The organism is Bradyrhizobium sp. JHI2711 (assembly GCF_056156565.1).
Genome location: NZ_JBPZPT010000003.1, coordinates 702,104 through 714,672, shown reverse-complemented (window position 1 = coordinate 714,672; position 12,569 = coordinate 702,104). Strand labels below are relative to the sequence as shown.

10 protein-coding genes are annotated in these 12,569 nt (G+C 58.7%); 3 read left to right on the top strand and 7 right to left on the bottom strand.

Annotated elements, in window-relative coordinates; translation table 11 throughout:
* Positions 1 to 145 precede the first annotated feature (145 nt).
* Positions 146 to 1,609 carry a hypothetical protein gene (locus ACTEK7_RS25695; RefSeq protein ID WP_225147256.1) on the bottom strand — a complete coding sequence of 488 codons (1,464 nt, stop codon included), beginning with the start codon at positions 1,607 to 1,609 and terminating at the stop codon, positions 146 to 148.
* Positions 1,610 to 1,834: 225 nt separating this feature from the next.
* Between ACTEK7_RS25695 and ACTEK7_RS25690 the strand changes: the two genes are divergently transcribed.
* Positions 1,835 to 2,698, top strand: coding sequence for a hypothetical protein (locus ACTEK7_RS25690; protein WP_225147257.1), 864 nt, complete (start codon positions 1,835 to 1,837; stop codon positions 2,696 to 2,698).
* 143 nt (positions 2,699 to 2,841) lie between these two features.
* Here ACTEK7_RS25690 and ACTEK7_RS25685 read toward each other — a convergent pair whose 3' ends face one another.
* Both ACTEK7_RS25685 and ACTEK7_RS25680 read right to left on the bottom strand, forming a co-directional pair.
* Complete coding sequence (locus tag ACTEK7_RS25685; protein ID WP_225147258.1) at positions 2,842 to 3,399, bottom strand: hypothetical protein; 558 nt, start codon at positions 3,397 to 3,399, stop codon at positions 2,842 to 2,844.
* Between the two features lie 126 nt (positions 3,400 to 3,525).
* Entirely contained in the window at positions 3,526 to 7,584 is a 4,059-nt protein-coding gene (locus tag ACTEK7_RS25680; protein ID WP_225147259.1) for a helix-turn-helix domain-containing protein, read from the bottom strand.
* A gap of 174 nt (positions 7,585 to 7,758) precedes the next feature.
* On the opposite strand from ACTEK7_RS25680, the gene ACTEK7_RS25675 reads away from it, so the two are divergent.
* Together ACTEK7_RS25675 and ACTEK7_RS25670 are read left to right on the top strand one after the other, a co-directional pair.
* On the top strand, positions 7,759 to 8,451 hold the full coding sequence (locus ACTEK7_RS25675) for a type IV toxin-antitoxin system AbiEi family antitoxin domain-containing protein (RefSeq protein WP_225147260.1): 693 nt from the start codon (positions 7,759 to 7,761) through the stop codon (positions 8,449 to 8,451).
* Complete coding sequence (locus ACTEK7_RS25670) at positions 8,448 to 9,371, top strand: nucleotidyl transferase AbiEii/AbiGii toxin family protein (protein WP_225147261.1); 924 nt, start codon at positions 8,448 to 8,450, stop codon at positions 9,369 to 9,371. The genes ACTEK7_RS25675 and ACTEK7_RS25670 overlap by 4 nt, the downstream gene beginning before the upstream one ends.
* A gap of 154 nt (positions 9,372 to 9,525) precedes the next feature.
* Here ACTEK7_RS25670 and ACTEK7_RS25665 read toward each other — a convergent pair whose 3' ends face one another.
* The 4 genes from ACTEK7_RS25665 to ACTEK7_RS25650 form a co-directional block, all read right to left on the bottom strand.
* Complete coding sequence (locus tag ACTEK7_RS25665; RefSeq protein ID WP_225147262.1) at positions 9,526 to 10,608, bottom strand: AAA family ATPase; 1,083 nt, start codon at positions 10,606 to 10,608, stop codon at positions 9,526 to 9,528.
* 2 nt (positions 10,609 to 10,610) lie between these two features.
* A complete protein-coding gene (locus tag ACTEK7_RS25660; protein ID WP_225147263.1) occupies positions 10,611 to 11,399 on the bottom strand; it encodes a DUF7146 domain-containing protein in 789 nt (262 codons plus the stop codon).
* 169 nt (positions 11,400 to 11,568) lie between these two features.
* A complete protein-coding gene (locus ACTEK7_RS25655) occupies positions 11,569 to 11,775 on the bottom strand; it encodes a helix-turn-helix transcriptional regulator (protein WP_225147264.1) in 207 nt (68 codons plus the stop codon).
* A 76-nt stretch (positions 11,776 to 11,851) separates the two neighbouring features.
* On the bottom strand, positions 11,852 to 12,565 hold the full coding sequence (locus ACTEK7_RS25650; protein WP_225147265.1) for a hypothetical protein: 714 nt from the start codon (positions 12,563 to 12,565) through the stop codon (positions 11,852 to 11,854).
* Between the last annotated feature and the right edge of the window lie 4 nt (positions 12,566 to 12,569).

Here is a 12,569-nt window from a genome sequence, read left to right as displayed (position 1 = left end):
TGGGACCCAAATTCAGTAAATGGGTTCGAAGTTGCCCACTCCATAAAAGCGGGATTATTTAAGGCTGAAAATCTCCTAAGGGATTGTTTTGTAATGAGAAAAAATTGTTCCAAAAACCAGAAAAATTCAAGAATTTTCGTCCGCTTCAGAGCTTCTTTCGCTCGCCTTTGGGGACAAGACGGATCAATGAGGTCATCGACGCCCAGACATGGTGGTCGGGGATGATCGAGAACTGGGAATCTTTTTCGAAATAGAATTGTGCCAGCCCAGAGAGCCATTCGTGCGTTAGGGGTATACGGGCGTTCGGGTTGTGAAATATCTGCAGCTCGTCGGACCAACCTTCAAAATAGGACGGATCGGCCACATCTTCCGAAAACCAAATGCCTCTTGTGGCATTAGGATCTGGATTGAAACGGAAACCCATTCGAAGGTACTTGTGCCCAGGTGCTTCGAAGCCCGCAACCACGCCCATGCGATCAAATTTCGCGATCGTTCCGGCATTGGAAAAGAGAACAGCCGAAATATTCTCAGCCCCGGGGTGGTCAAAAAAACCAGAAGGTATGCTCTTGGTGCCGAAGGTGTGGGACGAATTTTTCACCGCCCGCGTAATGAGCTGGCCATCTTTCATTTCCCATTCGACCCGGTGACCATAGAGGTAAGGCCATAGAGCAGAGTGCGTGAACGTCATTGAGCCGAGTTGGTCCTGCTCCGCCTGTTTGTGGAAGTCCGCCACAGCAAGAACGAAGGGCTTATCTTTTGTTTCTTCGCGCTCCCAATAATGACGTCCTTGAGCGTCCGTTTTGTTGAGCTTGCTCATCAAGGATGATCCAAATTTCATGGGCATGTAGTTCGCCAGGAAATCCTTAACTTCCTCGGGGGTTTGCGGGTTGGGATGCGCTGCCAACGGGCCCGTCTGCGAAGGGGAGACTGTAGTCGCCTCTACAGTGAAAGCGATTCCTGGGGCACTGCAAACAAAGTCGGGCGCCTCCAGTTGTTTGACATCAAAGCCAAGCTCACGGAAAGCCGCCCAAAGGTAAAGCTCCCACAAACGTTGATCAAAGTGTTGGCATTGAAATTCCTGCACGAAATGCGGGTCGGATGGCGCCAGCCATGGACCAATCTCCCTGACAGCGGCTCGTGCCGGTGCTCGGCCAGCAGTGTCTGCGAGCTGCCGGAAATAGGGATGAAGCTTGGTCGGATCGGTTTCCGGTGAGACTCTCAAGAGGTCGAAAGGTTCGTTTGGCTCATCGCCCTGAGAACCCAGCTCAGCAAGATTGTCCGTCTTTAGCGTAGAAGCAATCGCGCTACGCAGACCAATTGTTGCGTAGTCTTCGCTTTTTTTGCTGTGCTCCATCTTAACCCAACGGAAGCGCCCGGCTCGATCCCTCGCAAGAAGTATCCAGCCAAAGTCGTCATCCTCCCTATCGCGAAATACAAGGCCGATAATCTGTTCGTTGAGATCTGACCAACATGACAGTTCCTCGGCCAAGACGCGCGCCATCGAGTGCCGCGTTCCCAACGTGTACAGATTAAAGCGTGCGCGACTTAGCCGCTTGCTCAAGAGGCTGTCCTCTTGGCGCTGCTTATTCTTCCTCTTGCTCTGTCCCATAATTACTCTTGGTTGCGAAATTTGCGAATCGCGAGTTAGAGTAAGTCAAAGGGCGCCGTTTGGCACGCACCTGGTTGCGGTTCTCGAGTTCGCACTGATGGCAGATTTGCAGCTTTGTCCCTAACTTAGACGGATCATGCCGAGCTACGAAGACCATAGCGTTAGAGGGAGGACTATTTGACCCTAGGCATCATCTGGGCTCGATCAGTCGGCGGAATACGAGAAATGATCGTCGCCTCAGATAGCAGACTCAGTGGAGGTCAACATTGGGACGCCAACCCTAAGATCATGCTTCTTCCGCGAAGCGATGCGGTACTATCCTTTGGCGGGGATACTGACGACGCCTATCCCCTTATGCTCCAAGCGTGGAATGCGATTGAGATGTTTGGTCCGGCAAAGAGCCGTGCCATGGATCTGGCAGACCTTAAGGGTCATCTTGTTCGCGTTTTTAATCATTCACGGAGGTTCATCGGAGGCCTACCACAGGGTCAAAAAGCGCCCAGCGATCCTGGCGCCATATTCGCTATCAGCGGCTACTCTTGGCGTACACGGCGGTTCCATATCTGGAAGCTATTCTACGATGTATCGATTGGGCGGTTCACCTTCAGGCCGGCAGGCGAATGGCGCGGCCAGGACGCTGATAGTCACAAACTCGTTGAATATCTCGGCGACGATGATGCAATCGACGAAGCGAAAAAGCGCTTGGTCACGTTGCTCAGGGATCGAGGCAAAATCTCTAGCGGATCATTTGATATGGAGCCCTTCGAGGTATTGCGGGACATCATCAGGTCAAAGAGTTTTCCGAGTGTCGGGGGGCCGATCCAGCTCGTGAAAATCTACGAGCACGCCAACGTAGCTCCGATTGGCGTACTGTGGCCCGACAAGGCGGGAAGCGTGTCGCTTCTTGGTCGGCCCTTAATGGCCTATGAAATAATGCCCTGGGGCGTTATCGATCCTGATGTTCCGGACCGCGCACGACCACTTTCGTCTTACCCCTCGTACCCGGCTGAAAATGAGGTCTCCGAAGACCTGATGAAAACAAGCGAGCTAGAATCTAGCAAGGGTGACTGCGGAGATAGTTCGAAATGACCAGATCGACGCGGGTGCGGAACCACTGTCCCACCGACTTCCTGCGCAATGCTTTCTTGAGCGGCCAACACATCGCGAGTTCGTCTCGCCGAAGGTAACCACGCTGCTTTGATTCGATGAGCCTAAGCCGACGACCAAAGATCTCAGCAATCAAACTTGCGGATATCCTCATCCGAAACGTCCGGCAGGAATGGCCACTTGGCTGGGTCGATCTCATTGCAGCCGATCGCGCAGACCATAAGGTTCTCTGGAGACACAGCCGAGTACGCGACAATCGACCCCCGACGTCGTGCGTAGTCGAGCATGATCTGCTCCGGCGTGATAGTTGGGTCGGAATCGCGCAATATCCTAGGCAAGCCGTCGTCATACGACCAATCCGGGCCGATCATTTCGGGCAGGGACGAGCTGCGAATGACGAAACGGATAAACGGCGGCTGCTTCGTACCACTTGGCTCTAGTTCCGCGCCTATCGGATGCCAACAAGCGATCGGTCCTGCGCTCGGACCGAAGCGCGCCTTGACATAGTCGGGCGGTCCTTTGTCAATACGGGGCTCGATCCCCGTCTGCCTAATGGATTGCAAGCTGCTGAACTGCGATACATGACGGAACAACGGGTACCGCTCGATTAGCGCGGCACGGCAGCGCGCCATGATATCAGGCCGGAGTAGTTCTTGGTTGATATCGATCTTATTATTCAGCACAACGCTTCTCACAATTGAGGGAACTAGCCTGTCCCAGTGTCCCCCCTTTGGGGATTGGGACGGCGGGACACGGCGCTGCAGGAGCTAAAGCCTGGCATCTGTGGCGAGCCTACACTGCTTTGTATTTTACTGTCCCCAGTCTAGTCGCTCGGCGTCCTCATCCTGGCGGCGCGCGTCTTGCTCGTAGCTGTCGGCCAAGGTGTCGAGAGCCTTCGCAGTGCCGGGGTGCTCATAAACGATGGCTGCGGCGTACTTTCGGTACTTGGCGGCCTCATCTCGTTCAAGGTTGCCGCCGTCTCCCGGTCGCCGCGATGTGACACCCCGGCGGTTGCGTTTCCCGATCCAGAAGCCGTCAATCATCGGCTTGCTGCCGAAGTGATCGATGACTTCCCGCACTGCCTCGGCAGGCCAGACCCCGTCAGCGCCGTTAGGCGATGCGGAAAGCATCGCGCCGATCCGGCTATCGGCAATCTCACTACGTCCGACTGCCTTCGCGAGCGATCTTGCCTGTTCAATCCAAGCCTTTAGCGCGTTCGGGTCGATCGTGCCATCGTCGCGCGTCCCAGGAATCCGGCTCCAGAGGTCGAGCAGCCGGTAAGCCTGTTGGGCGACGGCACCGGCCCGTTCTGGATCGGTCGGCTCGGGCTCAACTACACCGCTGTCCTCACTGGGTTTAAAAACGGCACGGAGCATATCGATGAAGAGCGAAGGTTGTTCAGACAGCGCCTTTACGAGGGCCTTTGGTTGCCTTCGCGAATACTGGAGCAGTGGTAGATAGGCCCATTCCAAGCGGGCGAGGGCGTCCATGCTGACGTCTTGCTTCTCGTCCAGTTGGTTGAGGATTTCCACGACGTGGTGTTGGAACATCGTGGTCTCGTTTGCGTCGCTATCGCCCTCAAACGGCTGACCCAGCGCCTCCGTCAGCACGGACACCAAAAGATCGCTCTGCAGCCGATGCTCACGGTCGCGAGCCGCCAGATGTACGGCATGTCGGGCTCGGCCGACCTCGATCAGCTTGCGCACCGAGAAAGCGAGGTTGTCGCTGTCGTCGCCTATCCAAAGAATAGGTGCGCGCCGCCAGTACGCTTGCTCAATCGCTTCGCCGGCCTGCGCGGCCTGATCCCAAGTCCGGCGCTCCTGCGGCAAAGCCCGAAGGATGGTGAGCAGCGCTGTATCTCCCCATTTTTCTTTACGCGCCTTGGCAATTAGCGCGGCGGCCCAGGATTCCTTCCGCTCACGAAAGACAGAGATGATCAAGCCGTGAGCGACATCGCGCTCGTGCGGATTGTCACTTCGCACACACGCCTCCAGGACCTTGTCGAGGTCGGCCTTGCCGAGACCCGCTTCGAACAAGGCTCTGCCAATGTAGCCAGCCGTCGAGACAAGCCGCGCCAGCTTGAGGATTCCGTCTACGCCGTATGCGGAGAAGATTGTTCGAGCGGTCTGTCGGCGCGTTTCATCCAGCTGGCGTTCCTCGGCCTGCCAGCCCTCATGTGATGGGTTGGGCAGGCTCACCGATTGTTCGAAGAGCCAAGCGACGCGCTCGAACGGATCGGATGGCGCTAGGCGATCGTAGACGGTTTCAAGCTGATCAAGCTCATCGGGCGGCAAGGACCAATCGGCATCAGGGAACTGTCGGTGATGGTGCAGCACCTTGCGCAATCCCTCCCATAGCCTCGATCGGTCCGTCTCGGACTTGATCTGCGGCTCGGCCCTCTTCAGGAGGTCAATGGCAGCGTTACGATCGGGCGCAATGTCGACCAAGCGGTCGAACAGATCCAGCCAGCGGGGAACGTGCAGACCGACATCGCTGAGAATCCGTTCGCTGATGGCCGCGGCCCCTCGGGCGATCAATGGCCAAGTCACCACCTCCGACTTATCAACCGTGAAGTCGCGCCAACGCGGCGTTGGCGCATGATCGGATGTGTCGTGCGCTTGCGGCAGTACCGCGAGCATCAGCTTCCACGCCGCATCGTTCTCCCGTTTGCGAATTAGATCCAATACGCGAAGGCGTTGCTCTAGAGGGGCATGGGTTTGAGGTAGCCAGAGCAGAAATATATGGCGAAGGCTGTTTCCCGGACGATTGGCGAAACGACCGGGTGGACTATCGATGGCGTCCAGCCGAGCAAGAACGAGACTTACGCGCGCGAGGAGTTCTGGCGACCACGCCAATGATTCCAAAGCCCAAAGTAGATCAGACAGATGCTCGGTGCCGAACACACCTCCTTCGTCCGAGCCGAAGAGGGAACGTATTGGAGGATCATTCTGATCTAGGCTGTCCTCGATGGCAGTGAGGAAAGCGTTCGGTGACGCCTCGGCCAACAGCCGGAAATCCCGAGAGAGGGACCACCAGCGCCGTTGGTCGGCACCCCGGAGCAGCTTGCTGACGATGGCGTCGGCGCGCCGATGAGCGCTCGGCACCATCCGAATCTTGTCACCCCACAAGGCGAGCAGGATCAGGACCTCACCGACGCCATGCCGCAATAGTCCGGAATAAACCGGGCGAATACCACGGACTGAAGCCATCCAGCGGTCGTCTGGCTCCATGTCATAACGAGGGTCGGTAGAGCCCAAGATCTCGTGCGCTGCTGCTTCAAAGCGATCAATGTCTGCTGCAGTCACGTATGATCCCAGCAACAGCCAAGCATCGGGAGGCGACGCGACGCGCCAAGTTTTTCCGACCTTGCGTAGCGGACTATCGAACTCGCCGACATAGCGGGCGAGCGCGGCCGCCGCTTCTTCGTAGGGTTGGCCGGCCAGCTCGGAGATTTTGGCTTTGTCGAACTCAGACTCATCGTCCCATCCGCCGGCAAGCAACGCAGCGACTAGCGCGCGGGGGGGAGGGTCTTGCGCCCAGTCCGGAACACGTCCCGGCGCGCTTGGAATGAGGCGTCGTAGGACTGCTAGATTGCGGGCGCTATCGCGGGCCAGCGCTCGCGCCCGCGGCTCGGGAATGCCAGCCTCGCTTAGTGCGGCAGCAATGCCCTCGCGGGAAGGCCGCGCAAGCTTTCGCACTTCACCGGCCGAGACCGGACTATCGTCATAGGCCTGAAGGACAAAATGGCCACGCTGCACCAAGCTACGCGCGAGCCCCGGTTCTGGCTCGGTAAGTACGATAATCAGCGGCGCAGGCGCATTCGCTATTGCTCGGGCGGCGGCGGCGTCAGTTGCAACAAGGCAGCGCGCACGATAGTGCGCGGCCGTCTCATACGGCAGCATGCTCAATGTGGCGTGAAAGAAGGCGACGGCCTCGTCCGTTGTGGTCGCCTGGATCGAGAAAACCGACGGCGCTCCGCGCAGCCAGCGGAGGACTTCGGCAGCATCCTCGTCTCGGTCACTGAGGACCAGGTCGCCGGTGAGGGGCCACTGAGTGGCAAGTGACCACTCCTCCCAAATCTCTTCAAGCTCGCGCGTACCGGGCGGGCGCTTACCCAGGCGCGTGGCCAGCCACAGCCCGACAGCGGGCGTTTGCTCGATCCAGTGCACGAGGTCGTCGGCGTCGTAGACCTGCACGGCCTGCCAATGCCCCTCTGTCTGTCGAGCCTCGGTCCATTCACTCTTCTTCGGCCAATGACGGGGCGTGACGAAAATATAGGTGGAGGTCGCCGGGTTGAGCGGCGCGGGCTTCGCGGTTCGCTTGTTGTAGTCTTCGGTCGCCTTTTGCGCGATGCCTTCGCGCTGGCTCCCTATCTCCCAGCCAGCTTGACCTTTCGGAACGTAAGCACCGCCCTCTTCGGCGGTGGTGAGCCCGTCCCAGCCCGGATGACGGATGCCCTCGTCCGATGGAAATCGAAGTTCGACTGCGGGTCCGTGCGTCGCACGAATTAGGTGCGCCAGCAGGGTTGGGAGGCTTGCCACACCATCTAGGCGGTTTGCCCAGACGGCTAGGTCTTCGGCATCCACCCAGCGAAGCGGTGCGCCGTGAGATTCAGGTTTGGTGATGCGGGGAATCGGAGGTCCGATTAGCGCGCCGGTCGGCAGGAAGCTAATGCCGGCGGTTTCCAGTGCGTCTCGGATAGCCTGAGCATTGTTGGCCACCGGAGTGCGCTGGCCCCGTTCAAAATCCGCTATCGTCGAGGTCGCCACGCCGGCACTTCTGGCAAGATCCTGTTGGGACCAGGCCAGCAAGGCGCGGGCAGCCTTTACGAGCTTTGGGGTCAATTCGGCATTTGCAGACATGGTCATAAGAAATATATGACGTCAGTTAGCACTTTCCAAATGTTATCTAATGATGGCAACTATTTTTATTTGCCTGCTGTTGGTAACAAATTTCGTGTGAGCGCTTTCTAGCGGCTGGACGGGCGCGCCTTCGCGTTCATTCCGAGCTGGACTAGAGGTTGGCATCGTCATAGGAAATCTATGACATCAGGTGCTAATCTTCAAATGTTGTTCAATGTCGACAAATCTGCTGACGTGCCGACAAAAGATAACAAAATGACCCAACGTCATGTGCTGCCTTATCGCGAGCGCGCCCTCAATCTCGTTCGGGCCCGAGGCATTGCCCGCGCCCGCGACTTCAAAGCCGCGGGTATCCCCCTTGTCTACCTGAAGCGACTGACAGACACAGGTGAACTCGTTCGACTTGGAAGAGGGCTCTACCAAGATCCGGAGCGAGTCGGAGAAGATGTCGCTCATAATCTTGCGGAAGCCGCACGGGCCATTCCCAACGGAGTCGTTAGCCTTGCCAGTGCGCTCCGGTACCACGGGTTGACGACCCAGCTGCCGCATGCCGTCTGGCTGACCATTCCGCACAAAGCTAGAACTCCGAAGGCCATTGGCTTCCCGTTGGAAATCGTCCGTGCCACAGGCGATGTGATGACAGCTGGCGTCGAGCATGTGCAAGTCGAAGGCGTCGACGTCCCCATATACGGCGTAGCTAAAACCATCGCCGATTGCTTCAAGCACCGTCGTCATATCGGGGAGGACGTCGCGATTGAGGCACTCCGCGATGCGCTCCGCCTGCGGAAGACTACAGTGAGCGATGTCATGAGGTACGCCGAGATCGATCGTGTGGCCGAGAGAATCCGCCCCGTTCTTAAGGCGCTTCAATGATCGGCAAGCCGCTCAAAGATCCCGGTGCTTCGATCCGTCAGCGCCTGCTCAACCACGCCAAGGAGCACGGCGACGAGTATCAACGGATTCTGACGCGCTACGCGATTGAGCGGTTGCTATTCAGACTAAGCCGAACCGAGGCGCGCGAGCGATACGTCCTCAAGGGCGCGATGCTCTTCGTGACTTGGCCCGAACAAGTGTTTCGGCCCACGGGTGATCTTGACCTTCTTGGGCAAGGGGATCCCGATCCAGCTGCCATCATTGATCTCTTCACCCTTATCTGCCAGGTCGAGGCGCCGGCGGATGGCATCATCTTCGACCCCTCTACGCTGCAGGTGGAGGCGGTCCGCGAGGAGGAAAAATATCAGGGTGTCAGACTCTCCCTGAGGGGACGTCTTGGCACGGCGGTGATCCCTGTCCAGGTGGACATCGGGTTTGGTGACAGTGTTCATCCCGCGCCCAGCCGGAACAATTTCCCCAGCCTGCTGCCGGACCTGCCGGCGGCGGACGTCCTGATGTACCCGCCCGAGACAGTAATTGCAGAGAAATTCGAAGCGATGATCCGCTTTGGCGAAGCGAACGGCAGGATCAAAGATTTTCACGATATCTGGGTCACGGCGCGAACCTTCGCTTTCAACCTCTCTACGCTGGTCGAGGCGGTTAGCGGTACCCTGCAAAGGCGGGAAACCGCGTTCCCGACGGAGATGCCGGTGGCGCTGACGTCTCAGTTCGCCGAGATGGCCGACAAACAAGCGCTATGGACAGGCTTTCTGCGCCGCAATCCGCCCACGCTGCCGCCGCCTCCATTGGGCGACTTGTTGGCGGAGCTGCGGCGGTTCTTCGAACCCGTGCTTGCGGCTCTTCCTTTGCCGGAAAGCGCGACCGGTCGTTGGAATCCGGACCGCGGCGCCTGGGAATAGATCTTCATCATACCTCGCTGAGCAGCGGAGCAAGAGGCGTTGATGGGATTCCTACAGTCTTGAACATCATCGCACGAAGCGGCACCCAGTTGCGGTCCTGTCCCGCTGTCCCACACGTAGGCAGGGGGACAGTGGGACAGTCATTATAGTAGTGCTACCGTTCGTTGAATTTTCTCGCCTCCTTGAGCAGCCGGCCGACTACTGATTTTGACTTGCCGGTCAGCTCTGCGATCTCACGAACAGACTTACCTTCGTGGGACAACTTCAAGATCTGCTCCATCTCCTCTTCGTCCTCTTCTCCGAGATCGCGGCAAACCCAGGCCGAACCACCATCCTCCATCGGGACGAGCTTTGCCTCGAAGCCCAATGCCTTCTCCCCGAAGATGCCGCGTGCCTTCTCCAGGTGAACCTCAAACCGAGCCCCCTCTGAGGGATCATAGTCGTCCGGGTGCTTGAGCTTGATGACCGTGTCCAAGACATCCTCTCGCTTCGAGGTGCCTCGAGCATTGCCGTTCCGCGCCGCATGGTGAACCAGGAGCACGGTGACCCCCCTGCGTCGCAATTGCAGCAGCCACTCCTGCATCGAGACCCAAGACTCGGCATCGTTCTCCGGGCCGCCGTTCATCAACGTGGAGAGATTGTCCAGGACCAGAAATCCTACATCATCCAACTGGCGATCCAAGGCGGCCTGGTGCTTCGGGTTGGCCAGATTGAGCGTAAAGCCAAGCTCCTGTCGATCCATGCACAACAGCCTGAAAGCACCATCCTCTGGCTGCTTGTCGGATGCATCCATCATGGCCGACAGGCGCTCCTGCAGCGCTTGCTGGGGCATTTCGCCGTCGACGTACAAGACGTTTCTGGGCTTCTCCGCGTGCCACCGGAGGAACTCGCCACCACAGCTTACGGCATAGGCCATTCCGAGTGCCGTATGCGTCTTGCCGATCCCGCGCCCAGCAAACAGCATCCCCAGTCCCTTCTGAGGCAGGATCGGATCCAGGACCATCTTTCGCGGCGGCAGCTTCAATTGGGCGAACTCCCGGAGGCAGATCGTCTGAAGCCGGGGCGCTTTCCGCTCATCACCTTTGTACATCGACTCGTCATCACGCGACTGATCCGGATCGGCACCGTTGCCCGTCATCGGATCAGCGTCGTGGTCGCTCATCATCTCATCGAACATCTCTCTCAACCTTTCAGAGCCTTCGTTCCCTAGAATTTTGTTTGCGTCCTGCTTGATCATTTTTAGATCGAACCCTCCGAACCGCGGATTGCGGACCATCTCCCCAGCTGCACTTGGAATCCGCGAGCCCGTAGCACCGTGGCAAGCTCATTGGCGTGTTTCCATCCGGCGTCATCCTCGTCCGGGACGATGCAGACGGAGTCGATGTACCGCGGCACGGCTGCGGCGAGCCTCGGCAGGCGAGATGCCGCTCCAGCTGCCCAGGCTCCGAGTCCCGTGGCCGCATGCCACGAAAGCGCGTCCTCGATGCCTTCAGCGATTGCCAGTCCCAGCAGATCATTCGGCGGTGCGACGATGATCGGCGTGCCGCTGCTGCTGCCGATCATGATCTTGTCGCTCTCGGTGCCAGCTTTCCCCGTGCCATCAGCGCGGATGCGCGTTAGGTGGATGGCGGAAACGTCACCCGGCGGTATTTCAAGCACTCCGGGTTCATTCTCCCGCGCCATTCCGAAGGCGGCGACCATGGCTGCGGGGTATTGATCGCTCGGCTTCAGGTAGCGCAGCGTGGACGGGAGGTCGCCCGAATAATGCCGCGCAACCCGCAGGTACGTCTCGGCCGGTGTGCCCCCGATGGGGACGGCCTGCTTCCAGAGCCACCGGGCCTTCGATAACTGCCTCGCTGAGCGGTTCTCGGTGGGCGCATGCCGTCGTCCGCGAACGAGGCCGCGTACCGACGTCATCTGCGGCCGGCGCGGGCGGTGCCTAGCCGGGCTGAATGCCGGTAAGCCGAGGGCTTGCCGGACATGGTCCTTGCAGGCGATCGGATCATCACCCGCGAACGAATGGACCAAGAAGCCGTCTGGCGCGTTCGGCTCGAGTCTAACGCTGAGTGACCGATCTTTCGCGGAATGGCCGGGTCCTGGGGCTTGCACCCGGTTGCGACCAGTTACCGCGCCACAGAGAGCGCGCGCCACGGCATGGGCATCCAGAAGTGCCCGTTGGCCTCCAGGGGGGCGCCGCTTAGACATTGTACGACACCTTGGCCGACGTGGAGGTGCGAGCATTGTTGTCGAGCCACTGGTCCACGTCGCTGCGGCGGTAAAGGACTCGCCTGCCCGCTTTGAGGTAGGCCGGGCCGCATCCTTCGACGCGCCACCGTTCGAGCGTGCGTTCCGAGACGGCGAGGATGTGGGCCAGTTTTTGTTGGGGAAGTAGGTCTGTTGTCATTCGTGCCTCTTGCAGTGAATTTCTGCGAGGCTTCTGTCACGGGCGAGAACGTGTGTCGGCCGGTAACGGTCGGTAACTAGTTTCCGACCTCCTTCCTGAATCTGTCCAGGAACCGGCGGATGCGTCCCTTCAGCTCCGTGTCACCAGGTTCGGTGTCCCAGTTGTTCTGACACCATTGAGCCATTGCCTTCACCATGTCCGCCTGGGTCTTCGGAATACCGCTTTCATAGATCCAAGCCGCAGCTGCAGCATAGAAATCAGGCCAATCGTATTTTGCAGGTCGACCACCGACATTCGTTCTGACAGGCGCACCGGAGACCGGGCTCGTAAGGGCAGGCAACGCGGACAATACCTCATCGGTCGGGAGGACCACGGGCTCAAAGAAGGCTCGGTTTCCCCACGCAAAGAAATCGCCTGAGAAATCGAGCGCGTCAAACAGCTCACCTGGCAGATCAAACCCTTCGGTTATTTCCAGTGCAGAGGCGTTCCATCGAATGTCCCCTGAATACCAGGTTGAGGATGGCACCTCGAATGGCCCGATCTGGGGAACAGGGACTGGCGTCAGTGGATCTTCACCCTCGTAGACGACGCTGATCTTGGCGGTGGCCGTTAGCTCCCCGTCAGCCAGCAGCGCGAGGAGCCGGCGCAAGGTATCGTTGGACCCAAGTTCATCCTCGTCCAAGCGCACCTTCGTGCGTGCAAACAATTGTTCGGGTACTGGTCTGATTCCCCGAGCGATCCATAGCGCCACCTGGGCGAGGGAAATCTGATTGGGCAACTCGGAAGGCATGCTC